Source organism: Trichocoleus sp. FACHB-262 (assembly GCF_014696035.1).
Taxonomy (GTDB): domain Bacteria; phylum Cyanobacteriota; class Cyanobacteriia; order FACHB-46; family FACHB-46; genus Trichocoleus.
This window is the reverse complement of record NZ_JACJPK010000046.1, coordinates 177,076-202,793: the sequence shown is the minus strand read 5'-3', so window position 1 is coordinate 202,793 and position 25,718 is coordinate 177,076. Positions and strand designations below refer to the sequence as shown.

Sequence of the window (25,718 nt, the reverse complement as noted above, 5' to 3'; positions counted from 1 at the left end):
TTCTAGTTCTAATTAAGTGCTAACAGACTCAGCTTGTGGAGCTTGTTGTAGATAACCTGCCGCCACACAATCCGCCACAATTTGCTCTACTAAGGGCCACAACTCCGGTGCTCCTTCATAAACAGGCTGCATCCGCCACAACACTTGATCTGCTCTAATGCCATGCTTTTTCCAAGAAGCTCCCCCAGTTTGCTGATTGTTTAGAATCGGTTGGAGGCGATCGAGGGCAGCCGCAAACTTAGCTTCTGGAGTCACTTGTGCTTCAAATTCTTCCCAGAGCGATCGCAACTCAGTTCCTTGGTCTGGAGGCAACAGTCCAAACAGGCGATCGGCAGCCGCCAGTTCCCGCTCCGCTTTGCTTTGGTTACCGTTGAAGTCGTAGCAAAACGTATCACCTGCATCAATCTCGACTAAATCGTGCAGCAACAGCAATTTGACAGCGTGTAATAGATTCACGCCTGCGGGCGCGTACTCAGCCAGCACGATCGCCATCAAGGCAATATGCCAGGAATGTTCTGCGCTATTTTCCTGCCGCGAAGCGTTGGTGAGCAACGTCTGCCGCAAAATTTGCTTTAGTTTGTCAATTTCGACAATAAAGGCAATTTGTTGAGTGAGTCGGTTGGATAGCACAGCAAACCCTAATCAGTTCTAACCAGGTTTCTACCACGCCTCAGTTACTTCAACCAAAACTCCAACAAAGCGCCTCGCTCTTGTAAATCTTGCCGCTGGTTATCCGTTAAACCGACTCCTACACCCAGGCGGCAACCTTCCACCCAAGCTCCAGCCCAACTGGTTTTGTTGAGGGTCGCCCCTCGCAGGTCCGCATTTCTTAAATCAGCATCTTGCAACTGAGCGTAAATCAAGTCAGCTTTCACCAGGCTACTACCGTTCAGTTTCGCTCCTGTTAGATTCGCTCGAATCAAATTCGCTCCATCTAATGTCAAACCTGCTAGCTCCACACCACGCAAATCAGGAAACTTAACTCGGCTAGGGTCAGCAAAAAAGCGCATTACACAAGCAACATTGGCATTAGTGTTGGGCATCAGCAACATGAAGTCGGCGTAGCGAGCCAACCCCAACTGTTTCAGGATTTGCAGGCGATCGCCTGCTTCTTGCTCCAGAAAACGGCTAGAGAAGGCTAACAAATCTGATGTGGTAGTTGGCAGCATAGGCTTCCTCAAAATCTCGCGATCGGCTTTTCTCATCATTTTGCACTGGTCGCAAATTTACTGGTTTAGTACGGATATTACTGAGGCACTAAATACGAAATTTTCTATCTAGGAAATGTAGTTACTCATGTCAGACCTTTACGAGAGCAAGAACGATCCCATGCCTATCAATAACGACGCAGTCACCGTCAACGAAGATACAGTCGTATCAATTAATGTACTTGGCAATGACAGCAGTACCGATGGTAGCTTGCTCACTATTGTTAACTTTAGCCAAGCCACCAACGGCTCGGTTTCAAGTAATGGAGATGGAACCTTCACCTACACCCCAAACGCTAACTTCAATGGCAGTGACAGCTATACCTACGTAGTCGATTCGGGTACAGGTACTGAGAGCGCTACGGTGGCGATCACCGTTAGCCCTATCGATGACGCACCAATCGCCAGTGATGACACTTTCACAACTAACGAGAACACAGCCATCAGTCTCTCGGTTCTTGCCAATGATTTTGATGCTGAGGGTAATGTTCTCACCATTATTAACTTCACTGACGCTGCTCACGGCACGCTGACTCAAAATGCTAGTGGAGACTTTCTCTACACCCCCAATTCTGGCTTTACTGGTGCTGACAGCTTTAGCTATATCATTAGCGATGGCAACGGAGGCACCAGCCAAGCAAGTGTCACCATTTCAGTTGGTAGTGGCTCTACTGGGGGATTGGGCAGCATCAATGGCACACCCAGCGATGACACACTATTAGGTACTAACGGCGACGACACTATTTACGGTTATGGCGGTAATGACACAGTTAACCCTGGCTTAGGATACGACTATGTCGATGGTGGCGAAGGGAAAGACACCTTAGTCATTGACTACTCCGCCCTCGACTATATGTATAGCTACCCCTCCGTCTATGGCAATGGCAGTGGCTACTACTATGGCTATAGCTACGGTGGCAATGGCTACAGCAACATCAGCTTTAGCAACATTGAACGTTTCAACATCACAGGAACTGCCAATAATGACTCGATTTTTGGTAGCTACGGTGACGATGTACTCAATGGTGGGGCTGGTGACGACTTGATTTTTAGCGATGGAGGCATCGATACAATTGATGGCGGTGCTGGCGAGGATGCTCTAAAGGACGCAGATTTCTCCACCAACACAACTAACCTCACCTTCAATGATGTCAACCCCATCAGTTCCGATTTCACTTTCACAAACGGCACTACCGTTAAGAACGTTGAGTTTTTAGATGGGCTGACTACAGGTAGTGGCAACGACACCATCAGCTTCAGCCGTCAGCGTAACAACACCGTCAACACAGGTGACGGCAACGACACCATTAACTCTGGTCTGGGGCAAGACTACGTGGATGGGGGTGAAGGAGAGGACACACTCGTCCTTGACTACTCCTCCCTCGACTATATGTATGGCGGCTACCCCTCCGTCTATGGCAGTGGCAGTGGCTACTACTATGGCTATGGGGCTAATGGATCTAGCAACATCAGCTTTAGCAATATCGAGCATCTCCGTGTATCCGGTACTGCCAACAATGACATTTTTGGTGGTGGTAGTGGCAGCGATGTTCTCAACGGCGGGGCTGGTAATGATGTGATTAGTGGCGGCGGCGGTGCAGACCTCATTGATGGTGGCGCAGGTGAAGATGGATTAGGAGATGCAGATTTCTCTGCGAATACCACTGGACTCAGCTTTAGTGATGCAACTGCGATCGCAGGCAATATCACTTTAGCCAACGGAACAGTGGCTACCAATGTCGAGTTCATTGATGGCTTGACTACAGGCAGCGGCAACGACACCATCAACTTCAGCCGTCAACGTAACAACACCATCAACACAGGGGCTGGTAACGACAAAATCAACTCTGGCTTAGGATACGACTATGTCGATGGCGGCGAAGGGGAAGACACCTTAGTCATTGACTACTCCGCCCTCAACTCCATGTCTGGAGGTTTTGACTACTACAGCCCTAGCGCTGGCTACTTTTTGGGGTATGGAACCGATAGCTACAGCAGCATCAACTTCAGCAACATCGAGCACTTGAACGTCACTGGAACTGCCAATAATGACATTTTTAGGGGTGGTAGTGGCAGTGATGTCCTCAATGGTGGGGCTGGTAACGATGTGATTAGTGGGGGTGGCGGCGCTGACAAGATTGATGGTGGTGCTGGTGAAGATGCTTTGAACGATGCTGACTTCTCAACTGCCACTAAGAATCTCACTTTTGGAGATACTGGCAGCATCAGTAAGGAACTTAAGCTAGCCAATGGCACTGTTATCACCAATATCGAGTTTTTCGATGGGCTCACTACAGGTGGTGGTAATGACACTATCAACTACAGTCGTTACCGCAACAATACGATTAACACAGGTAGTGGCAACGACAACATTAATGCGGGCTTAGGAGCAGACACTGTGGATGGTGGAGCAGGCGATGATCTGCTCCACATCGATTACTCCTCTCTCAGCTACATGTATGGCTACAACTACTCCAATGGTGGTGGCTATTACTCTGGCTACAGCGCCAATGGCTACAACTCCATCAGCTTTAGCAACATCGAGCGTCTCAATATCACTGGCACTATCAGTAGCGACTCCTTGTATGGCGGCGATGGCAACGATACCCTCAGTGATGGCTTTGGCAACGACTACATCTCCGGTGGCGCTGGCACTGACACGCTGAATGATGGGGCTGGCAGCGATACTCTCATTGGTGGTGCTGGGAATGACGCGATCGCCCTAACCAATGATGGCTTCTCTAACACCATTTTTTATACCAATGGTGATGGCAGCGATACAGTGAAGCAGTTCCGGAGAGGGGCAGGCGGAGACGTCATCTTCTTTAGCGGCATTGCTGCGGTTGATGTCGTCAAATCTGGCAACGGAACACAACTACGGCTCAGTGATGGCATCAGCAACAACGCAGGTTTCGGCAAAGGTGCTTTACTAGTGACGTTAGCAGAAACAGCAGGCTTTGCAGCAGCCGACGTTAATATAAATCTGCTTTCAAACGATGGAGGCCAGTTCCTATTTGCTTAGTTCTGCTAAAAACAAGTCTGGAATTGTAATTAGCTAGTAAAAGAGGGGACAACGGGAAAAGTTTGTCCCCTCTTTTGCGTTCGTAACGACTGTTATCAGCATTACCTCACTTTGACCCGCTTAATCTAAGCTTTTTCGGACTGCGGCCAAACCATACCAAGGGACATCTGGATGCTCGTGATGTTCCCAGTGATAGCCAAAGTGATAGCAGCTAAGAAATGACCAAACACTTGAACAATTGATGCTAGTTGCCCGATGGCGATTAGTGTATCCTGCTGAAGGCTCACGGTGGGGTAGATAAATCCCAAAGTAAAAGAGTTGCCAGGAGCTTAAAAGAAGTGGCAACAACCAAAATAACAACACATTAGCTAGGGGAACTTGAAACCCAAACAGCAAACTGTAAAAAACAATGCTCATGCCAATTAGCAAAATCCAACTTTGCTTGCCTGACAGGTAGCTTTTCATAAAGTGAAAGTACCAAGCCGCAATGCTTTGAGGCTCCTGATCGTAAAAGTCTGGATCGCGGTTGGTGGCTGGAGCGCGATGATGTAAACGATGGTTAGCTAAAAGATCTTGATAGGGCAGGAGGGCATAAAGGGCAGAAACTACGGTGCCAATACCCTCGTTAATTTTGCGGTTTTTGGAAATAGTTCCGTGCATTGCGTCATGAGCTGTAATGAACAGCCCAGTATGCAAAAAAGTTCTAATTAGAATAACTGGAATTAAACCAAAAATTTGTAAACTAGAAATATCAATCGTGAAACACCATATTAAGCTTCCTAACCATAGGCTAGTAATAGTAGCAGCGATTAAAATTCCTGCATAAGAAGCTATAGAAATCGAAGATGATTCCTTTAATCTAATATCTAAATTTTGCATAATATCCAATCAAAAATTCGGGCGATCGCTAAACAGCGATCCGATTCAATCAGGTTCGCTGCCGTACCGCAAACCGATCATCAAAAGCCGCTGTATCAAACTGCTAGCAAGAGCGCTGACTTTGCAGAGTGTCATAGTGCATCAGCGCTCTTAGCCATTTGGGAGATTAAACCCAGTTCTCTGGAGTGTCTAAGCCCCACTCATGCTTCAGAAATTCTTGGTACATCTTTTCTCGCAGCATCATTTGCTCATACAAGCTGACTAGAAACTCCTGAGCTTGTTCACGGGACATGAGTTGGACTTGATCTGCGAAACTTCTAAGACTGAATTCTTGTTCTAAAGATAATTGGGCGGGGGAATTCATAACGGGCTCCTTGCCAAGTAAAACCAAGAGAGAGTAACAGTGAGAAAAAAGCTTTGAAGTAAATTTTGTAAACCTATGTAAACAAAGATAACAAATTATTTAGAAAACGGTTTCTATCTTCTGTAGAGTCACCTCTTTACAACTCCAGGTACAGGTAGGGCACAAAGCGGCCAAGCTTAGACCTCTAGCGAGGTAGGGGCGTGACTGTTGCCACTTCCTCTAGTTCTGGATCTACCACTTGTAGGTGTTGTTCTAGCAGAGCCAGATTTCGGATGTTCGATTTATAAAAAGCATCGAACAAATCACCAATCAGCGGTATAGAACCCACTACTGCCTCCAAGCCGATGTTGAAAACCATGCGGTACAACACAGGAGAAGGCAAACTAAATCGAGCTGCCAGAAAAATGATGTAAGCCGAGAAGGCAGTGCTTACAAGATCTCCTGCCCCTGGAATTAGCCCCATAATCGGGTCTAGACCAATTCGGAAACCGATACCCGGAATTCGAATGGCGGTGTCCATCAAGCGGCTGAGCTTACGGATACGATTAAGTGTGAGGAGACGTTCAGTGTTGTTCATACCTTTGATCGTCTCAAAGGTGCCAGGCGATCGCTTGTATCAGGAGAGAGAATGCAAACAGGGCTACTGCCTCGTCCTCGTGACTGAGTTGAGGATGGCTGAATATGCAATTGGGTAGGCTGCACCAAAACGGCGATCGCTCTCCCTGCTTCAGTCTCAGTGCGAACTATGAGACAATCACACTGTGTCTGATCTCTTGCAATCTGGCGAAATTCTTTATAGTCCCGGTGGTCACTTCTGCTACCGGATTGTGGGTCCTTGCTGTCGTTTGTTTGACCGCGAGCAATTACCTTGGCCTTGTTGTCGGCTGGAATGGCGGGGCAAAGAACCGAGCTGGCGCAGGATTGGCAAACGCTACGTGCCTGATTTAGCCACCAAAACTCACCCTTCCTATGCAGTTGAGATTTTAGGTCAAGGTTGCTCTGGAAAAACAATTGAAATCACGCTCTACTCCGTCAAACTATCCCCTGTAGAGCAAGAGTGGTGGTATGCCAGCCATAAAACCCCACAGGCTGACTTTCCGCTTGAAGCGGCTATCTCCGGTCTAGTTTCTTAACCGTCTCGTTCGTGGTCTTCAATCTAATGATGCAGATCCAGTAGATAGCGATCGCTCACCTGGGCAGCTACTGTTTCTAGCAAGCTGAGAGGTGCAGATGAGACGAGCACAGAGGGATAGACAGCACTCTCCCAATCCGGATGAATGACTAAAGTACAGTCGCCTTGAGCCATTGTGGGATATTGCAATGCTGCCCGCACCACCGCAACATCATCCAAGTGCAGCCGACCGGGAGGCGATCGCAGGGGCCAACCTGTTGCTGGATCAAAAAGATCTGCCAAATGCCCCAAGGATTCAAGTTCCAGCGCAACTTGATGCCCAAACTGCAAAAACTGTTCACGTCCCTGGCGCTTTTGGGTTTCTGTTGCCAGAGTTCGGCTCAGCATCAAGCTAGAGCATTGTTGTAGCACGACCAAAATCGACAAAATCGGCTGCGACCAATCGGGCAGCAATTGGTCAGCGTAAGTCTGGATAAATTGAGTGGGCGAATGAACTGAATATTGCATTCGCATGCTGGGGATGGAATGTGAGGAGCGATCGCTTCTCCACTCTAACCGCCGTCCCTTCCAATCTAAAATTCAATTTAAACGGCAACTCCCCCAGTGAATAACCAGCGTGGGGGAGAAGGGTTTGAGCGAAAGTAGAATTGTGACTAGACGAGTTTGAGGTTGGGATACTCCGCTATCATGTCGTCTGTGGTCAGAGTGTCATCCTCAGCTTGAGGAGTCCATAGAATCTCCACTGCTAGCAATTGTTCGCTAGGGATAGCACCAATCTGGCTAAGTGCCCGTCGCAAATCTTCGGTGTTGTTGATGGCTGGGAACTGCCATTTACCTTGCGTCCCGACCAGGATGGTCACCACAATGTATTCACTGGGAGCTTGACTGGTGTTAGTCAATGCACCACCGGGTTCAGCAACAGTCAGGGCAGATGTGTCATTGGCTGACTTCAGTTGCCGACGAGTGTTGAAGTTGGTCAGAGTTTCCTCGCCAAACTTACTGCGCTCTGCTAAAGCTAAGCGATTAAACTGAGCTTCAGCCGCGCTTAGACGAGTTTGCTGACTTTCGGACCCAGCGTAGATCCAGTACTCTGGGTGACGCAGCAAGGCAAGAGAGGCTTCTTGCAGGACTTGAACCAACCCTTCCGAAGAGCTAGTATCCGCAGCTTCAGCAATGCGGTTCAGGTCAGCTTGCAGAGTTCGAGCTTCGGCCAACAGACCTACTTGCAGCTTCGCGACTGACACAGCAGGGTTGCTGGAGGAAGCATCATAGTCTAGGCTTTCGCCATCTGCGCCCGCACCGACTCGGCGGAATGTGCTGACGAGGAAGTTGGCGATCGCAAAGAAGATCAAGATACCAAACAGGCCACTTAAGCCACCCGTACCACCTAGGAACGGAATAAAGAAGAGAGGAGAAAATCCACCGCCACCACCGTATCCATATCCACCGCCATAACCACCAGGGCCAGGCGTATAGCTACGGGGAGCAGAGTAAGTGGGGCCACGACTGGGGGCTCTGAATGAACCACCGCCAATGCGTCCACCACTACGAGCTGCCAACGCACCATCGGCATTACTCAGTGCCAGAGTCAGCACTAGGCCAACCAGAAGCACGGACTTTAAAAAGGGTTTGATTACAGAAAAAAGTTTATTACGCATAAGGCGTGCCTATCCAAGCTGACGAAAAAACAATCGGCTCCGGCTAATTCCAAACTTCAATTCAAAATTTCAATTCGGAATGTTTTTAACCAGTTCATGATACTGGTGGACAACCACCTGCCTGCAAGTTTTAGAACTCGGCTTGAGGCGGCTCACCCTTTGTCAAGAGCCGTAAACCTAGGGCACACCTATACTGTACTGTCTTACTCCGGGGGTAGGTCATCAGTCTGGAGGGAGTTATCCGTACTCAAGCTGCCTAGGTATCGCGCCTAGTTAGAACAGCGATCGCTAACCGCCGCCCACAATGGTGACAATCTCCAGGCGATCGCCTTCTTGGACTTGGGTATCTGCCCAAAACTGCCGATGCAGAATCTCACCGTTATACTCAACGGCAATCAAACGTGGGTTGAGTCCGAGTTGTTCTAACAAATTTGGTAGAAGGATAGAGCGGGAACAAGTTTGGGGTTCACCGTTCACTTGCACCGTAATGGCATCAGACAAATTGGACAGACCAGACGGATCAGACATGAGGCTTGGCAATGCGTTCTTCGTAGGCGCGAATCGTTTGAATTCGGTGGAGCTGAGAGATGAAATATTGCGTAATTAAGGTAGGCTGATCGGCTTGCATAATGGCTCGCACCACTGCGACCCGCTCTGCGCCAGCGGCTAGAACATCATGAATATTATTCGTGTCAACGCCACCAATTACAAACCAAGGCACTGTGGCATGTTCTTTGGCATAGCGGACATACTCCAGACCTGCGGCGGCTTTACCTGCTTTGGTTGGCGTTTCATAAACTGGCCCCACGCCAATATAGTCAGCCCCTTCTTGAATTGCCTGCCGCATTTCGTTTGGGTTGGTGGTAGAGCGACCAATCAACCGATGCGGGCCTAACAGTTGTCGCGCCGTGGCGATCGCCATATCTTGTTGACCTAAATGCACACCATCGGCATCCACAGCCAGCGCTAAGTCTACTCGGTCATTAACGATGAATAGAGCGTTGTAATCTTGGCAAATTTGTCGCAGTTTTTTGGCATTACTGAAGCGCACATTGTCGTCTGCGGTTTTGTCGCGGTACTGCACCAGAGACAAGCCGCCTTGGAGGGCTGCTTCCACCGTGGCAAATAGATTCTCGGCGGGAGAAGTGACGAGGTAGAGGTGCGATCGCTCTAGGAGTTGCTGCCGTTGAGGTACCAGCAGATTACTTTCTAGGGTATAGACGCGATAGCGCATTTGCTTACAGGCCATGCCCATTTCTGGGGTGTAAATCTTGCCGTATTCTTCCAGCACCCGAAGGGCTTCTTCAACACGGCACAAGTTAACCTGCAAAACTTGCTCAATGCTAGAGCGCTGCTCTTCTTGCGGGTGAGTGAGTTCTGTGCCTGGATCGCCTGGTGTATCGCGAGCCGCTCGCAGTTCTGGATCATGCCAACGCGCCAATTCCTGCCGCATTTGCTTGCACTCGTCAGTCAGCGGTGCGCTGTTGAGGCCAAATCGACACCATTCTTCGACGATCCTCAAGCCTTCACGAGCCCGATCCAGATTGGCATCTAGAATGCGGTAGAGTGCGGGCTGCACGAGTTTACTCCCGGTAGGTCTATCGCCCATTAGAACAACCCCATTCCCATTCATGTTTCATCCTAGCGCCAGATTCCCCCTTCCTAGATAAAAATTTCTCGCCCGGAGAAGTCGGGTGTTTGCTGGAACTAAAACCCATTGCAAAGCACATGCGGGGGTAGGGGCAATAAAATCTTGCCATTTGTCGGTTGTTTAGTTTAACTATTCTTAAGTTTCTCAGTCAAACTTTGCAGATGGGGCAAGAGGCGGTTATTTTTAGCGGGTATCTAGGGTAAGATAGCTCCCGTTTTTATCGCTTGTTTTGTGTCGCTGATTGGTGGGCTGTGTGGAGCGCCAGCGATCGCTAAATTCAACTACTGCCTTTCACCCAGTGCGGTCAAGAGGAGATTTGTGAGTATGACCCCCGACAACTATCAATCCTTGATCCAGCCCCCCAGCGGTCATGTTGGCTGGTATGCAAGTAACCGTTTGTTTTCCCACAGCTTGATGGGCGTAGGTCTAACCATTGCTGCTTGGGCAGGTTGGTCTACGGAGCCGGCGATCGCTCAATTTGATGGATCTGATGGGTCAATGCAGCTAGCCCAGGTGCCAGCTAGAGCCAGGGCCATGTCTAGCTTAAACTTGCTCTACGTCAATCCAGTCGCAGGCGATGACGCAGTGGGCGATGGCGGTGAACGGGCTCCCTTCAAAACTATTACGCAAGCCCTCAAAGCAGCTCAACCCAACACGGTGATTGTGTTGATTCCGGGTACCTACAGCGCCCAGACTGGCGAGGTTTTTCCGCTCAAGCTGAAACCTGGTGTAACGATTCAAGGGGATACTCGCACTCGCGGCAAAGATATTTTGATTCAGGGTGGTGCTCCGTACCTCAGCCCCACCTTTGCCAGCCAGAACATTACGATTCTCGGAGTTCACCAGGCAGGTTTAGCAGGCGTTACGGTTACAAACCCCAATCCGCGAGGCTATGGTCTTTGGATTGAATCAGCCAGCCCTGTGATTCTAGAAAACACATTTACAGGCAACACTCACGATGGCATCTCCGTGGTTGGAAGTAGTGCGCCTGTGGTGCGAGGCAACTACTTCTATGCCAATGGAGCCAATGGCATCACGATCTACGGCAACTCTCGACCAGAAGTACGCGAGAATTTATTCATCAAAACTGGTTTTGGCATCAACGTCGCTCAGGATGCCGCGCCAACCATCATTGGCAACCGGATTGTGCAGAACCAAGACGGCATCGTGGTTCAAGCTAACGCCCAGCCGATTATCCGGGGCAACCTGATTGAACAAAACCTGCGGGATGGCGTGGTGGCGATCGCCCAAGCTCGGCCTGATCTGGGCAGTGTAGCTGATCCTGGCGCTAATATTTTCAGCAACAATGGTCGGTTTGACATTAACAGTAGTGCTTCGAGTCAAGCAGTTTCTGCTTTCGGTAATGAACTGAGTAGCGATCGGACTAGCGGACGCATTGATTTATCTGGCACAGCTTTAGCAAGCACGGCAAGCACAACTCCTTCGGTTAGTGTTGCCCCCACCTCCTCGCCTGCTAGCATCGCTGCCCGACCAGTCACCAATTCTGACAAAACTGCGACCATCGCTCCGTTGGAAGTGCGGGTCGAGCCTTTCAAGCCAGCTATCACGACTCAGGCGATCGCAACTGCTCCAACAACGCCAGCTTTACCCACTGTCAAAGCTGACTTTCCTGCGTTAAAGATCTTACCCAAAGCTGCCCCTCCAGCGGAGCCAACCGTTTCTGTTAAACCAACCACCGTTCCTACCCCAGTGGCAGCTTCAGCTCCCCCCAAATTACCTGTAGTTGAGGTTGCGGCCAAAGTACCACCCACAGTTCCAAAACCAACGGTTGCAACTGTGTCCGAGCCGCCACCTCCTACAGCTAACGCTACCAAATCAACGGTTTCAACTTCTTTGGCTACCCCTGCGACAGTGGTAGTGGCCAACCCGCGCCCCACTATCACCACAACTAAACCTGTCACCACTGAACCCGTTGCGATCGCGATCGAGGTACCAACCCCCGAACCCGCAACTCAGCCAGTCGCAACTCCGGTTGAGGTGCCGCGTCCAAAAGCCATCAGTCCAGTGGTACAGCCATCTCAGGCATCTCAGCCATCTGTCACCAGCCCTCCTATTAGCAGTGCGATCGCGATTGAGGTACCACCACCTGAAGCAGCTCCCGCGATCGCTACTGCGCCATCTAAACCAACAGCCCCGGCGATCGCAACTGCTTCACCTAAAGCCCCAGCGGTTCCCAGTATGACTGCCGCCGCTTTTCCAGTCCCGACCGAGTTAAAGCCGACTAGCAAGAAGACAGAAAAGCCAGCCGCCAAGGTAGTAGCCCAGCCCTCTCCCCCTTTGCGCCCTCAACCGATCGCTGCCTACTCCTTCCGAAATCGGCGACCTGTGCCACCACCCATTAGCACAGCGCCTCGCTCCAATCCATCCAACTCCAAATCTCGCCAAGCTGCTCAGCCAATCACGTTGCCCCCCATCCCCAAATCTGGGACCACCGCGATCACGATTCCAGTGCCACCGCCAGAGACAACTCGTACCAGCCCAGTCCGAGTAGCGGCTCGGCCTAGTCGTAGCCTCCAGTTACCCGTTTTGCCACCCAAGCCTGTGGTTGTTCAACCTGTCACCCCCGCGATTGTAACTGCTGCTCCTTCTACCAGCATTGAGATTCCGGTGCCTGCGCCTGAGACTAGCGCTGTTATCCCGACCATGCCTCCAGTGCCTACTTCAGCGCCAGCGATCGCGGCTATCCCTCAACCTAGCTCTCCCTCTATCAGCGGTGATGTCTTACCAGTACCGGGACCAGACATTCCGGTGGGGCGGGGAGGCGGAGATTTGCCTAGTGTATTGGTGGCGAGTAATCCCCTAGATGTCACCAATAGCCTACCTTTCCCGAACCAAGGTGTGGCTTTGGGGTCGCGCTATCGCGTGGTAGTAGAGGTTGACAGTGAGGGGGAGCAAGCGGAAGTTGCCGCGATCGCTCCCAGCGCTTTTCGCACTTTATGGAATGGGCGCATGGTGATGCAGGTTGGCTCCTACAGCAACCGCGACAATGCAGACAAAATGATGCAAACCCTCAATAGCCAAGGGTTAAAGGCAGCAATCGAACCACTAAATTGAAGATTGGCCTGCAAACACCATTTCAGCAGGCCCCGTCATATAAACCCGTTGGTCTAGCTCTGACCATTCGATTTCGAGCGGACCACCAGGAAGCTCAATCGTGGCGCGGCGATCGCAGATGCCGTTCAGCACTCCCGCGACCAGCACTGCACAAGCACCTGTCCCGCAAGCTAATGTGATACCCGCACCGCGCTCCCAGACTCGCATCTTTAAGTAGTCGCGGCGCACCACTTCAATGAATTCAGTGTTGGTACGTTGGGGAAAGACGGCGTGATGCTCGAATTTAGGGCCAATGGTTTCCAGGGCGATCGCAGCTACATCTTCAACAAACGTGATGCAGTGCGGATTGCCCATGCTGACACAAGTCACATCCCAAGTTTGTCCAGCCACTTCTAGGGGTTGGGCAATCACTTTTTGGTCTGCTGTGGCCAAGGTGGTTGGAATTTCTGCTGCGAGCAAATGGGGTTGACCCATATCTACTGTCACTTGGCCGCTCGCTTCAATCTTGGGTACCATCACACCTGCCAGGGTATGAATTTTGTAGGATCGAGGCAACAGAGACTCCGAACTCACGTTGGCATCAGCGGCTTCCAAATCTACCAGGAACTTAGCTAGGCACCGAATACCATTGCCACACATTTCTGGCTCGGAACCATCTGAGTTAAAAATCCGCATTGTGTAGTCGTGGCCATCTTGATCTGGCAACGCAAAGATCACGCCATCTGCGCCAATTCCAAAGTGGCGATCGCACCACTTCACGGCTTGTTCTGGCGTGAGGCAAGGTTCTGCGGAGGTGCGGTTATCAATCAAAATGAAATCGTTGCCTAATCCGTGGTACTTGATAAACTCAATTCCCATAAACTTCTCCTTTAAGGTCGCAACCACTGTAAGCTGAACTGGGCAATTTAATGTTTAGCAATTTTCCCATAGCAAAGGATCGGAAGTTATGAGCAGCGAACTAGAAACAGGTTTGCCGAGCATTCGCCAACTCCAAAACTTTATTCGAGATGGTAAAGAAGTAGAGCTAAAGCTCTTGACTGGAGATTTGCTCACAGGCAAAATTCGCTGGCAAGATCAACACTGCTTTTGTTTGAGCGATCAGTATGATCAGCCCACTTTAATTTGGCGGCAAGCGATCGCTTTCATCAAACCCAAAATGTAGTCCGACTACCCTCTATGGATAGGAGCCATCCTGCTACTTCTAGCTCTACAGTTCGCGGAGACTATCGGGTGGCAGGAACTCCTGTAAGGTTTCGCTAACGTTTGCCTTCACCACTGGAATTTGTAACATCGGCAGTTGCAATGCGGGAGCAATCCACTGGCGCACCTGCACCAAAGAATCTCGGTTGCCACATAGCAGCAGGCGATCGCTCACCAAAATATCGGTGTCCCCAGTAGGAAAGCGGATAAATCTACCTTCCCGGCGGATAGCTTGCACCTGTACGTCATATTGCCCTTGTAGGTCTAGCTCAGCTAACGTTTGGCCTGCCACCGGACTCTCTGCAGGCACCATTAGCCATTGGCAAGAGGAACTTTCCTTGGGAACTGCTGCTTCTCCCCTAGCTAGCTCATCAAACGCTGCCACTTCTTCTGACTGCCCCACAATCAAGAGGCGATCGCCCGGTTCTAGAATAGTTCGCGCGTCTGGGTAATCCACTTCATTGCCACCCGCGCGACGAATTGCCATCAAACTCACACCTGTGAGGCGGCGCAAATCTGTTTCCTCTAGGGTCATTCCTAGCAATGGCGAATGCTCTGGCAAGCCATACCACTTGCTGTTCATATCCTGAGCTGCCACCCGCAGGTCGCGCGAAATTTGGTTGGCGGTGCGCTCCGGTCGTAGTCCGTAGTAGTGACTATTGCGAATTTGCTGCACTTCTAGCTGAATGCTGGAGAGAGGAGCGCCCATGCTAGTAAGTAAGTGAGTTGAGAGTTCCAAACTCGCTTCAAATTCTGGCTGCACCACTTCACGCGCCCCGAGTTGGTAGAGCAATTCAATGTCTTTATCTTTATTGGCTCGCACTACCACATCTAAATCGGGCGCAATTTCTAAACAGCGTTTGAGGGATAACCGAGTACTCATGGGGTCGGGTAGCGCGATCGCCATACCCTGAGCTTTATCCACGCCTGCCTTTTCCAACACATGCAAGCTGCCCGCATTGCCATAGACGTAGGGGATTTTGGCATCTCGGAGTTGTTGAATCCTTTGTTCCGACTGCTCAATCACCAGCACTGGGTACTGGTGTTCCTGCAACAGTTGCACAATGTTGCGTCCGACTCGGCCATAGCCACAAACCACCACATGATTTTTTAGGGACACTTCTTCTGAAGCTGCCAATGGCAAATCAGTTCGGTCGAGATGCCGCTTCAGCCAAGGCCAAGATTCCGCCCAGACAAATAATTGCGGCACCAAGCGCAACAAGAAAGGGGTTACCACCAAGGTCACCGCTGTCGTGCCCAGAATCAGCAAGTAAACCCGCCGAGACACTAGCCCCAAGGCTTGTCCTTCGCTCGCGAGCACGAAAGAAAATTCACCAATTTGGGCTAATCCGAACCCGGCAATCAAAGCTGTCTTTAGTGGGTAGCGAAACAGAGTGACCAGAGGTGTGATGATGAGAAACTTGCCCACCAATACCAGCGCTACCAAGCCTAGAATCAGCTCCCAATTGTTCCAAAGAAACACCGGGTCGATCAGCATCCCGATCGCGGCAAAAAACAGGCTGGCAAAAATATCCCGCAACGGCTCGACATAAGTTAGCGTCTGGTCGGCATACTCCACCTCCGAAATCATCAGCCCCGCCACAAAGGCTCCCATTTCAATTGAAAGCCCCAAATGCTCTGTCAGCAGGGCAATCCCTAAGCAAAGCGCTACCACACCTAGCAAGAATAGTTCACGGCTCTCGGTGCGAGCCAGCAACCGCAATAGGGGAGGAATAATCCAGATACCAACCGCCACTGCCCCCGCCGCAAATAAGCCAATGCGTAACAAGGCCCATCCCACCGCAATTCCGATCGCTTCGGCAGGCTGATCGAGGGCAGGCAATACGGCTAGCATTAAGCCCAACGCCAAGTCCTGCACCACCAAAATCCCCAGCATCACCTTGCCGTGGGGGGTTTCAGTTTCGTTGCGCTCCATCAAGCACTTGAGCACCACTGCCGTAGACGACAACGACAGAATGGCTCCCAAGAAGACGCCTTGGGCAGGGGAAGTGACCCAACCCATCGTGACTGAGGCGATCGCCGTCACCAAAATCGTTAGGGCAATTTGCAACCCACCGCCGCCCAAACTGATCGCTTGGACTTTCTTTAGCTCAGCAAATGAGAACTCGACGCCTAACGCAAATAGTAAAAAGGCCACTCCAAACTGGGCCAACGTTTCTACTTGGACGAGTTCCTTAATTAGCCCTAAACCAGCAGGTCCAATAATCACTCCACCCAGCAGGTAGCCCAACAAAGCCGGCTGGCGTAGTAAAGCCGCAATCAGTCCCCCTGCCGCAGCCGCAGCCAAAACAGTCACCAGATCGACGATCAGCCTAAAGTCTTCTTGCACAGGTTCTTAAAAAAATGAGAGAAATATTAACGTCTACAAACTTCAGAATAAGAGGTTTTTACGACTCTGGGGAGAGTACAGCGGAGGTTTAGCTAAGAAAACGCCGCGATCGCACCGTTATTCGCCGCTCATCTTAAGAATTGGTTGACTCCTAGGAAGTTACTCCTCTAAAATTTGTCCCGAAATGACTGGACAGACTTGGAAACAGATACAGAAATACTTAGTCTAAGTCTGACAGTAGGTCTGACAATAGTCGTGAAGGACATCTTGAGATTGTGATTGCTTCCCCTCCATCTCACCGCTTCAGGAATTGGTTGTTTCAGCTCGGACTCGCACCGTTAGGCGTGGCTACAGGAGCGATCGCCTCAATGACTCCTGCTCAAGCCCTGCAAGTTCAGATTACGCCTACAGCCCCCCAGCTTGGAGACACCATTTCTGTAGTCGTGCGGCAAGATAACCTGGAGGTCAGCAGCAGCCCCAGAGTGACTTTAGGGCAGCAAACCTTTGATACTTATCTCATCGGCCCCAATCGCTTCCGGGCTTTGTTGCCAACTACCCCCCTTGATAAACCTGGCACGCTGAAAATTCAGGTCACTGGGGAAGGGCAGGTGAAGAATTTGGCAGTGCAGCTCCGTAATCGCTCCTTTCCGACTCAGAGCATCTGGCTCCCACCGGGCAAGGATGAGGACATTAGCGATGCCGAATTTAATCGCGTAGACGCCTTCAAGCGTTTAGTGACGCCCCAAAAATTCTGGAGCGGTCCTTTTGTGCGACCTAACCAAGGAGAAATCACCACAATTTACGGTATTCGCCGCTACTACAACGGCGTATTTGCCAAAGATTACTACCACTCAGGCGTGGATTATGCAGGAGCCACAGGCTCCCCTGTCGTTGCCGCCGCAGCGGGACGAGTCGCCCTCGTCGGTCGTGAAGCCCAAGGGTTTAAAATTAATGGCAATGTCGTTGGGGTTGACCACGGCCAAGGTGTGCAGACGATTTATTTACACCTGAGTCGCATCAATGTAAAGGAAGGTGATATGGTCCGAGCGGGCCAAGTGATTGGCGCAGTCGGTTCTAGTGGAGCTTCGACTGGGCCACATTTACACTGGGGCCTGTATGTGCAAGGAAAGGCTGTAGACCCAGTACCTTGGCGTTATCAAGGCATGGAATAATCTTGTGGGAAGTTTTGGTAAATTTCGTCCAACAGTACGATTCTGGGGCAAACTAAAGCAAGGTGCTTGCAGCAAGGTTGCCCATTTGTAAGATGGTGGCGGGGAGCGAAGAGGCGTTATGAGTATTGAGAAAATTGTAGAGCAGGCCTTGCAGGACGGTTACCTCACACCAGCGATGGAAGCTGAGGTGGGTCGCATCTGTGACACGGCTTCCGAATTATCGATTGAGGAATATATGGCCCTCGATCGCTTGATGGGAGCGTTACTAACGGGTGAAGTTGTGGCTGTACCCAGAAAGCAGTTCATCAACGTGATGGAAGAATTGGTGCTAACTGAAGCGATCGCTCGGGTCGCCGAAATTGAAGCCACGAGTGATTGCACTTTAGATTTAGGTGATATTGCTGCCTACGCCTTAAACCGTCTGCCACCCCTCTACGCCACCACTGAAGAAGGCGCTAACTATCAGCGCAACCGCGCCAAAGAAGAACTGCATGGCTTGATTGCACAACAGGTGAGTGAAGCGATCGCCCGTAACCTAGACCGACCCGAATTCTTCCCTGAGCGGCAAGCGATCGGCAAAAACTCTGGCGATGAAGTGTTAACTCAAGTCAGTACGTTGCTCCAGGTTTACGCTCCTAAGTTTGAACCCCAGCCCTCCGATAGCTAATTGCATCGATAGATTTTGGGTGGTGTAGGCTTCACGTACACCACCCAAAATCATTACCTGTGTAAACCCCTTTAAGGCTGCACCATGACTGGCGTTCCTTCGGCAACTTGCTGATAGAGCGCCACAATATCTTGGTTTCGCATCCGTACACAGCCGTGGGAAACAGCCTGACCAATTAACTCTTCCTGATTCGTACCGTGGAAGCCAATTTGGTTGTGGCCATCGGACCAAAAACCGATCCAGCGCAGTCCCAAAGGGCTATCAGGTCCAGCGGTGATGAGCTGCTCGGTAATGGGGTGCTGCCAAACTGGATTAGTTTGCATCTGAGTGATGGCAAAAGTGCCTGTAGGCGTCTCCCAGCCTGCTTGACCAATCGCAATTGGATAACTCGCTTGCAATTTTTGGCTGCGGTACAGAGAAACCTTGCGATCGCTCAAATCCACCACAAGGCGAGTTTGAGCTTGAGCTAGTGTGACAGGCTTAGGCTTCAAGGATGCAGAAGCAGTCTTAACCGGTTGCAGCGGTAGGTTAATAGCAGGTTGCTGTGGCGTGAGGGAGGCAGCATTGGTCTGCGATCGCACCAGCAACGTTAAAAAAGCTGCACCTAGGCACAGCAGCATAAAACTACGAGTGATCGATTCATCTCTAATCATGACTTCGTCACTTCATTGTGCCACAAACAGCTCCAGCACTAGCCAAAATTTGGATTCAACTTCTATTGTCAATTTACTCTGTCAAATTCCAAAGGGGCTATCTGTCTCTCAGGTGGTTTTTGTAAACCCTTTTGTCAGCAATCACTCATTCTTATCAGTAACAACTCTACTTAACTGCGATCGTTCCCTGAATCACTAAAGCTGTAGCTGCTTCGCAATTAAGAGGTCTAGCAAAGAAATAGCCTTGAGCATACTCACACTTCAAAGCTTTGAGTTGTGCCAATTGCTTAGCAGTTTCCACTCCTTCGGCAATTATGTCCATGCCTAAATTCCAAGCCAGGGTAACGATGGTGCGGACAATTTCTAAGTTCTCGCCATCAATATCAATGCGGTTAATAAAGGAGCGATCGATCTTTAGCGTGTCAATGGGGAAGCGGTGCAAATAACTGAGTGAAGAGTAGCCAGTACCAAAGTCATCAATAGCTAGCTGAATCCCTAAGCTTTTGAGCTGTTGCAGCATCGTTGTAGCCACCTCAGCATTTTCCATCACCACACTTTCAGTAATCTCCAGCTTTAAGTAGCGAGGATTCAGATTCGTTTCTTGCAGAATTTGACTAATTTGGTCTACTAAATCAGGCTGGACAAACTGACGGCTGGAGAGGTTGACGCTGACGATGAGTGGACAAGGCGAGGAGATCAGTTGGTGCCAGACAGAGAGCTGATGGCAAGCCTGACGCAATACCCACTGACCAATCGGTACAATCAGCCCAGTTTCTTCGGCCAAGGGGATAAAGTCGGCAGGCGAGATCAAACCCCGCTCTGGGTGATTCCAACGAATTAAGGCTTCAAAACCCATGATGCGATTGGTTTTGAGAGACACAATCGGTTGGTACTGTAGCCAAAATTCTGGGGCTTCTGTTTCTCCAAAAATGGCTTGATCCTGAGTCTTGGCGATCGCTCGTCGGAGGTCATGCTCTAGTTGCATATGGGCCAGCGTCCCCCGATGCATGGAAGCATCAAAGATTTCGTAGCGCGTGCGGCCCATCGCTTTCGCCTGGTATAAAGCCAAATCTGCATCGCGCAAAATTTCTTCAGGTTGGCTGTAATCGGTGCAACTGAGGGCAATGCCAATACTCGCTGTAGTAGAAATTTCGTGACCGCTGAGATAGAAGGGCAGTTGCAACTCTTGCTGTAGACGTTCTGCTACTCGAATGGCATCTTGAACGTCTTTGATATCTTCTAGCAGGATCGTAAACTCATCTCCACCAAATCGGGCAACGGTATCGCCAATTCTCAGGCAAGATTCTAAGCGCCGGGCGATCGCCACCAACAGTTGATCGCCAACCAAATGCCCTAGAGTGTCATTCAGGGTTTTGAAGTAGTCCAAATCAACAAAGAGTAAAGCAAACACAGCACCAGAACGCCGCTTTACATGCTCGATCGCTCGGCCCAAACGGGCCATAAACAAGGCTCGGTTGGGTAACCCTGTGAGGACATCATGAAACGCATCATGCCGCAGCCGTTCTTCAATGCGTTTGCGCTCAGTGATATCGAACTGAATAGCTAAATATTGAAAGGGTTGTCCTTGCTCGTTGAGGTAAGGCACGATGGTTGTGTCTACCCAATAGTAAGAACCGTCTTTGGCTTTATTGCGAATTTCTCCTTGCCAAACTTTGCCTTGGTTAATAGTGGACCATAAGCTTTGAAAAAATTCCTTAGGGTGACAGCTAGAATTAAGCATCCGATAATTTTGCTGCACCAGCTCTTCACGGGCGTACTGGGATAGCCGACAGAACTTGTCATTCACATACTGCATCACGCCAGTTGTGTCTGTCAGAGCCACAATGGCAGCTTCATCCAGCGCGAGCTTGATGTTGGACAACTCTTGCTGTACATTTTGGAGCTTTTCCTGCCATTGCTGACACTCAGGTTGCTGAGAGGCGATCGCTTCTGAATGCAGGCAGTCTGCTGAAGTTGGCGGCTGCTCACTTGCATCCTGGCTCTGTATGTCCCGCTGCTTAGTGTCCATATCTTTTCTCGGATGGGTGTCCCGCTACATTCATAGTTCCCTCCTGTTAGGAGAAAACAGAGTTTAGGATGAAGGCAGGACGTAACGTATTGTTTACATGTTGTGGGCATGGATTGGCAGGAAGTTTCTGGTAACTGGGTTTTAATTCCGCCGCGACCCATCGCGATCATCCATTTCTTGGGAGGAGCTTTTGTTGCAACTGCACCTCACGTCACTTACCGTTGGTTGCTAGAACATCTCAGCCGCCAAGGCTATGTGATTATCGCCACTCCTTTTGTCAACACGATGGATCACGGTGCGATCGCCCATCAAGTGCTGCGGAACTTTGAACGAGCCTTTGCGCAACTCCAAACCAGAGGATTGCTGCAAAAGCGCTACCTCCCCATTTATGGCTTGGGACATAGCATGGGCTGCAAGCTGCATTTACTGATTGGTAGTTCGTTTGCTGTGGAGCGAGCGGGGAATATCTTAATTTCCTTCAACAACTATGCCGCGCGCGATGCCATTCCGTTAATGGATCAGTTTTCGCCTAGCTTTGCCGTTGAGTTCACACCATCTCCGCTAGAAACGATGGCTTTAGTCTCTGAGCGCTACCAAGTACGGCGAAATTTGCTGATTAAATTTACCAACGATACGCTGGACCAAACCATAACCATGAGTGAAGTGCTGAAGGAGCGTTTTCCTGACATGGTGACGCTGCAAAAGCTACCGGGCAGCCATACCACTCCTCTGGGTCAAGATGTTGCTTGGAAAAGTGGCTCAGTTTTCACCCCGCTAGATGCGATCGCCCAATGGATGAAGCAAGAGGTATATCGAGAACTCAATCAACTCAAGCAATCAATTCTGCTTTGGCTCGATCCATTTATGAAGCTGTGAAATTATACGTTTATGGCTGTGACTCCTCGGCTATTGACTGATCCGTTTTTGCAACTGCCGACTCCTACTTCCATCCGGGTCGTCTGGTTCACAGAATTTCCTGGTTCCCAACATTTTGTGACCTACGGGCCTAACTTAACGACACCTGCCGAGAAAAGTTGCGATCGCACTGTCATGGCAACCAGTAGCCAGCTCAGTCGGACCCGTGAAGATCAAAAGTCACACTTAAATTCCCAAGTTGTTGATCTGATCAATGCTAGACCTGAGGAACGGCAGATTTGGCGGCATGAGGCGATCGTGAACAAGCTCACGCCGGGAGTGCGGGTGCCTTATCAAGTAACGAGTGTGCAGGATGAGCAAGTAATTACGAGTCGAGTTTTTAGCTTGATGGCTCAGCCCACCCCACAAACGGCCCTCAAGATTTTGCTGACGTCCGACCATCAACTCAAACCTTTGGTTTCGGCTAACTTGCAAAAAGTTGTAGAAACGGTTGGCGCCGTAGATGCGGTATTTTTTGCGGGAGACTTGGTTAACATTCCCGATCGTGCCTCCGAGTGGTTTGATGACAATCGCGGCGGAGCCTTCTTTCCAGTGTTGCAAGGCCGAGCCGCCTACAAGCTGGAGAAACAAGGGCAGGAAACCATTTACCGGGGAGGCGAGATTATTCAGCATGCGCCTCTGTTTACCACAATTGGCAATCATGAGGTAATGGGCCGCTTTTCAATAGAGAACTCCTTAAGCAGCCAATTTGATGATGCCGTCCCTCGGGCGATCGCCTCAGCTCGCTATCCAGAGCAAGCACAATCTAATCAGCCAGCAGACGACTCCACTGGTTCCACGGCGCGCGCAGCTTGGATCAAAGATCATTCCTTCAACACAGATACCTACGAAGAGATCTTTACGCTGCCTACTAGTGAGACAGGCGGCAAAACTTACTACGCGGTTACTTTTGGCGACATTCGCTTAGTGGTTCTATACGCAACCAGCATTTGGCGTGTTCCAGAAATTGGCCCTGAGATACGTGGCAAGTACAGTGATCCAGTTCCCCAGCCAAGTCAGCAGGCCAAAGAGCTATCTCAACTCGATCAAGATGCTTGGGGCTATGGGCAACACATCTTCGAGCCGATCGCCCAGGGAAGCAAGCAGTACCAGTGGTTGCAGCAGGAATTAAACAGCCCAGAATTTCAGCAAGCCAAGTACAAAGTGGTGATGTTGCACCATCCTCTCCATTCCTTAGGCGGCAATATTGTCCCGCCTTACACCGACCCTATAACTGTGAGCGATCGCGCTCCAGATAGCACGATCCAAGCGATTCGCTATGAGTACCCGCGAGAGAGCAACTACTTGATCCGAGACGTGCTGCCACTGCTAGAGGCAGCAGGCGTGCAGTTAGTGTTCTACGGTCACTGCCATTTGTGGAATCGATTTGTCAGTCCCAGTGGCATGCACTTTCTCGAAACCTCTAATGTGGGTAACTCCTACGGTGCTTATCTAGAACAGCCCAGGCCAACAGCTCCCAGCTCTGACTCAGCGACTGGTACAGCGATCGGCAATCCTAACGGTCTAGCGCCTGTGGTCCCGACGATCGCGCCACTTAAAGATGAAAATGGGCGATCGCTGCCGTATCTGTCAAGCAATGATCTCACCGCATTCAGCATTTTCAACACAGCCGATGGCACGGTTAGTAGCTATTACTTCGATACCCGTCAGCCTCAGTCGTCTGTAATTAAGTTTGATGAGTTTCAGCTCTTGCAAACTTCAACGACTAAACCAGCAACGCAGAGTTAGTCGTTGAAGCTAGTTTTTGGGCTTTAACTGGAATTTCAATCCGAAACTCTGTGCCTTGTCCAGGGGCTGAGTGACAAATTAGTTCACCGCCATGTTTGTCCGTCACAATTTGATAGCTGATTGACAATCCCAGCCCAGTCCCCTTTCCCATCGGCTTGGTGGTAAAGAACGGATCAAACAACTGTTTTTTGACAGCTTCCGTCATACCCATACCGTTGTCGGCAATTCGGATCACAACTCGATTGGAGTCCAGAACTGCGGTCTCGATGCGAATAAAGGTTGGCTGAGCTGATTGATCTGTAGTGGCTTGGTGCAACTCATCTACAGCATCGATCGCATTAGCGATCAGATTCATAAAGACTTGGTTGAGCTGTCCTGCATAGCACTCAACCATTGGCAATGGGCCATATTCCTTGATCACTTGAACGCCAAACCGCCCCACTTTTTCCTTAAAACGATGCTGTAGCAACAGTAAAGTGCTATCTAAACCTTCATGAAGATCCACAGGCTTCATCTCTGATTCTTCTAAGCGAGAGAAGTTGCGGAGAGACAGGACAATTTGCCGGATGCGCTCTGCTCCCACCTTCATGGAAGACAGCATTTTAGGTAAGTCCTCAGTTAAGAAATCAAGGTCAATTGCTTCAGCTTTGGCTTGAACTGCTGCAGCAGGATGAGGATAGCTTTGCTGATAAATCTCCAGCAAATTTAGCAAGTCTTGAGCGTACTCGTTGGTATGGCTCAGATTGCCATAGATAAAGTTAATGGGATTATTAATTTCATGCGCAATGCCAGCGACCAATTGCCCTAAGCTGGACATTTTTTCCGTATGAATGAGTTGCGACTGAGTCTTTTGTAGCTCCTTAAGGGTTTGCTCTAGTTGTTGGGTGCGTTGACGCAGATGATCCTCGGATTCTCGTAGCGCTGCGTCTGCTATTTGACGCTCTGTAATATCTTCATAAATCCCTAAAATTCCTACAACTTGACCTGCGGCATTATGCAACGGAATCTTACTACTATCTAACCAAGCTTGCTTGCCGTCCGCTTGCAGTTGCGGCTCAATGATGTGATATTCTGGCTGATTTGTTTCAATGAACTGGCGATCGCAACTTTGAAAAAACTCGGCTTCTTCTGGTTTCCACGCTAACTCATAGTCTGTGCGACCCACGATTGCTTCTGATGCCGCTAAGCCTGCATCCAGGGCAAAGCTACGATTGCAACCCAAATAAACTGACTCATGATCTTTCCAGAAGATCGCTTGTGGAATTGTGTCGATCACCAGCTTCAACATTTGTTGAGAATCACGCAAAGCGATTTCCATGCGTTGGCGTTCTACAATCTCATCTTCCAGCTTTTGATTGGCAGCTTCGAGTTGCGCTGAACTGGGTAACGATAAAACTTGAGGAATCAAAGACCTTAACTCCAAGGCAGTGTAGAAAGAAACTGCCGCAGTGATAGCTTTGAGAAAACCTGATATCCAATAATGGGGGTGCCAAAGCGTCCAGATATCCATTAAGTGGGTGGTACCACAAGCGACAATAAAAATACCAAATAAAATAAAAATCCCATTAAAAGGAATGTCCCGCCGCTTGTGGACAAAGTATACCAACATCAGCGGAATTGAATAGTAAGCTAGGGCAATAATTGAGTTAGAAGCAATATGCAGCCAAACCAGTCCGGGTTGCCAAAGATAGCAATGTCCATGCGGAATAAACTGACTTGAATCTAAAAATATTTTCAAGAATTCCGGCATAAACCTACCTCAAAAAATTGCCACAGCAAGAGATACCGAAAGGCATCCCAAGTAAAGCTTAAAAAAAGTTTTGTTGCCCCTCGAAGCAAAAATTCAATAAAACAAAATTTGAGCTTTCCAGGATTCACATAAACTCTGTGTTTCAAGTTTCACTCGACTCAACTCGATTTAGGATTCGCTACTATCCAAGCAATCAATCCACAGCGTTCTCAAGCTTCTCTCTAGTAATACTCCATTCACTTAA

At 49.8% G+C, this 25,718-nt stretch carries 22 protein-coding genes; 8 read left to right on the top strand and 14 right to left on the bottom strand.

All coding sequences use genetic code 11. The annotated features are described in order from the left end of the window. Positions 1-12 precede the first annotated feature (12 nt). Both H6F68_RS09975 and H6F68_RS09970 read right to left on the bottom strand, forming a co-directional pair. On the bottom strand, positions 13-630 hold the full coding sequence (locus tag H6F68_RS09975; RefSeq protein WP_190558569.1) for an HD domain-containing protein: 618 nt from the start codon (positions 628-630) through the stop codon (positions 13-15). 44 nt (positions 631-674) lie between these two features. Further along, positions 675-1,169, bottom strand: coding sequence for a pentapeptide repeat-containing protein (locus H6F68_RS09970; protein WP_190558568.1), 495 nt, complete (start codon positions 1,167-1,169; stop codon positions 675-677). Positions 1,170-1,296: 127 nt separating this feature from the next. On the opposite strand from H6F68_RS09970, the gene H6F68_RS09965 reads away from it, so the two are divergent. Then, on the top strand, positions 1,297-4,230 hold the full coding sequence (locus H6F68_RS09965) for an Ig-like domain-containing protein (RefSeq protein ID WP_190558566.1): 2,934 nt from the start codon (positions 1,297-1,299) through the stop codon (positions 4,228-4,230). A gap of 120 nt (positions 4,231-4,350) precedes the next feature. Here H6F68_RS09965 and H6F68_RS09960 read toward each other — a convergent pair whose 3' ends face one another. The 3 genes from H6F68_RS09960 to H6F68_RS09950 all read right to left on the bottom strand — a co-directional run bounded on the left by H6F68_RS09960 (position 4,351) and on the right by H6F68_RS09950 (position 6,050). After that, positions 4,351-5,109, bottom strand: coding sequence for a fatty acid desaturase (locus H6F68_RS09960; RefSeq protein WP_190558564.1), 759 nt, complete (start codon positions 5,107-5,109; stop codon positions 4,351-4,353). Positions 5,110-5,275: 166 nt separating this feature from the next. Beyond that, positions 5,276-5,473 carry an NblA/ycf18 family protein gene (locus tag H6F68_RS09955; RefSeq protein WP_190438859.1) on the bottom strand — a complete coding sequence of 66 codons (198 nt, stop codon included), beginning with the start codon at positions 5,471-5,473 and terminating at the stop codon, positions 5,276-5,278. 184 nt (positions 5,474-5,657) lie between these two features. Further along, positions 5,658-6,050: a DUF4112 domain-containing protein gene (locus tag H6F68_RS09950; protein WP_190558562.1), complete on the bottom strand. Its 393-nt coding sequence runs from the start codon at positions 6,048-6,050 to the stop codon at positions 5,658-5,660. A 184-nt stretch (positions 6,051-6,234) separates the two neighbouring features. Here H6F68_RS09950 and H6F68_RS09945 point away from each other — a divergent pair, with 184 nt between their 5' ends. Next, positions 6,235-6,606 carry a hypothetical protein gene (locus H6F68_RS09945; RefSeq protein WP_190438863.1) on the top strand — a complete coding sequence of 124 codons (372 nt, stop codon included), beginning with the start codon at positions 6,235-6,237 and terminating at the stop codon, positions 6,604-6,606. Between the two features lie 23 nt (positions 6,607-6,629). Here the strand turns inward: H6F68_RS09945 and H6F68_RS09940 are convergent, their stop codons facing one another. The 4 genes from H6F68_RS09940 to H6F68_RS09925 all read right to left on the bottom strand — a co-directional run bounded on the left by H6F68_RS09940 (position 6,630) and on the right by H6F68_RS09925 (position 9,842). Then, positions 6,630-7,112, bottom strand: a complete 483-nt coding sequence (locus tag H6F68_RS09940) for a methylmalonic aciduria and homocystinuria type D protein (protein WP_242065428.1) — start codon at positions 7,110-7,112, stop codon at positions 6,630-6,632. Positions 7,113-7,258: 146 nt separating this feature from the next. After that, positions 7,259-8,218, bottom strand: a complete 960-nt coding sequence (locus H6F68_RS09935; protein WP_399313489.1) for a DUF1517 domain-containing protein — start codon at positions 8,216-8,218, stop codon at positions 7,259-7,261. A gap of 333 nt (positions 8,219-8,551) precedes the next feature. Beyond that, complete coding sequence (gene thiS, locus H6F68_RS09930) at positions 8,552-8,791, bottom strand: sulfur carrier protein ThiS (protein ID WP_199300010.1); 240 nt, start codon at positions 8,789-8,791, stop codon at positions 8,552-8,554. Then, a complete protein-coding gene (locus H6F68_RS09925; RefSeq protein ID WP_399313486.1) occupies positions 8,784-9,842 on the bottom strand; it encodes a thiamine phosphate synthase in 1,059 nt (352 codons plus the stop codon). Before H6F68_RS09925 ends, thiS begins: the two co-directional genes overlap by 8 nt. A gap of 396 nt (positions 9,843-10,238) precedes the next feature. Here H6F68_RS09925 and H6F68_RS09920 point away from each other — a divergent pair, with 396 nt between their 5' ends. After that, positions 10,239-12,989 carry a DUF1565 domain-containing protein gene (locus tag H6F68_RS09920; RefSeq protein WP_199300009.1) on the top strand — a complete coding sequence of 917 codons (2,751 nt, stop codon included), beginning with the start codon at positions 10,239-10,241 and terminating at the stop codon, positions 12,987-12,989. On the opposite strand, the gene dapF is transcribed toward H6F68_RS09920, so the two are convergent. Continuing rightward, positions 12,981-13,847, bottom strand: coding sequence for a diaminopimelate epimerase (dapF, locus tag H6F68_RS09915; protein ID WP_190558554.1), 867 nt, complete (start codon positions 13,845-13,847; stop codon positions 12,981-12,983). The two genes, H6F68_RS09920 and dapF, sit on opposite strands and share 9 nt — an antisense overlap. Positions 13,848-13,935: 88 nt before the next feature. Between dapF and H6F68_RS09910 the strand changes: the two genes are divergently transcribed. Continuing rightward, a complete protein-coding gene (locus H6F68_RS09910) occupies positions 13,936-14,151 on the top strand; it encodes an Hfq-related RNA-binding protein (protein ID WP_190438881.1) in 216 nt (71 codons plus the stop codon). Between the two features lie 45 nt (positions 14,152-14,196). Here H6F68_RS09910 and H6F68_RS09905 read toward each other — a convergent pair whose 3' ends face one another. After that, positions 14,197-16,539: a cation:proton antiporter gene (locus H6F68_RS09905; protein ID WP_190558552.1), complete on the bottom strand. Its 2,343-nt coding sequence runs from the start codon at positions 16,537-16,539 to the stop codon at positions 14,197-14,199. A gap of 275 nt (positions 16,540-16,814) precedes the next feature. Here H6F68_RS09905 and H6F68_RS09900 point away from each other — a divergent pair, with 275 nt between their 5' ends. Together H6F68_RS09900 and H6F68_RS09895 are read left to right on the top strand one after the other, a co-directional pair. Continuing rightward, the gene (locus tag H6F68_RS09900) at positions 16,815-17,711 is read left to right on the top strand and encodes a M23 family metallopeptidase (RefSeq protein ID WP_313930075.1); all 897 of its coding nucleotides are present in this window, start codon (positions 16,815-16,817) and stop codon (positions 17,709-17,711) included. 118 nt (positions 17,712-17,829) lie between these two features. Beyond that, positions 17,830-18,378, top strand: coding sequence for a late competence development ComFB family protein (locus H6F68_RS09895; RefSeq protein WP_190438885.1), 549 nt, complete (start codon positions 17,830-17,832; stop codon positions 18,376-18,378). A gap of 71 nt (positions 18,379-18,449) precedes the next feature. On the opposite strand, the gene H6F68_RS09890 is transcribed toward H6F68_RS09895, so the two are convergent. Together H6F68_RS09890 and H6F68_RS09885 are read right to left on the bottom strand one after the other, a co-directional pair. Next, a complete protein-coding gene (locus H6F68_RS09890) occupies positions 18,450-19,031 on the bottom strand; it encodes a L,D-transpeptidase (protein WP_242065427.1) in 582 nt (193 codons plus the stop codon). A gap of 166 nt (positions 19,032-19,197) precedes the next feature. Further along, the gene (locus tag H6F68_RS09885; protein ID WP_190558550.1) at positions 19,198-21,060 is read right to left on the bottom strand and encodes a bifunctional diguanylate cyclase/phosphodiesterase; all 1,863 of its coding nucleotides are present in this window, start codon (positions 21,058-21,060) and stop codon (positions 19,198-19,200) included. A 108-nt stretch (positions 21,061-21,168) separates the two neighbouring features. Between H6F68_RS09885 and H6F68_RS09880 the strand changes: the two genes are divergently transcribed. Both H6F68_RS09880 and H6F68_RS09875 read left to right on the top strand, forming a co-directional pair. Further along, positions 21,169-21,936, top strand: coding sequence for a DUF1350 family protein (locus H6F68_RS09880; RefSeq protein WP_190558548.1), 768 nt, complete (start codon positions 21,169-21,171; stop codon positions 21,934-21,936). Positions 21,937-21,948: 12 nt separating this feature from the next. Further along, complete coding sequence (locus tag H6F68_RS09875; RefSeq protein WP_190558546.1) at positions 21,949-23,724, top strand: metallophosphoesterase; 1,776 nt, start codon at positions 21,949-21,951, stop codon at positions 23,722-23,724. Here H6F68_RS09875 and H6F68_RS09870 read toward each other — a convergent pair. Next, the gene (locus H6F68_RS09870; protein WP_190558544.1) at positions 23,702-25,474 is read right to left on the bottom strand and encodes a sensor histidine kinase; all 1,773 of its coding nucleotides are present in this window, start codon (positions 25,472-25,474) and stop codon (positions 23,702-23,704) included. The two genes, H6F68_RS09875 and H6F68_RS09870, sit on opposite strands and share 23 nt — an antisense overlap. Between the last annotated feature and the right edge of the window lie 244 nt (positions 25,475-25,718).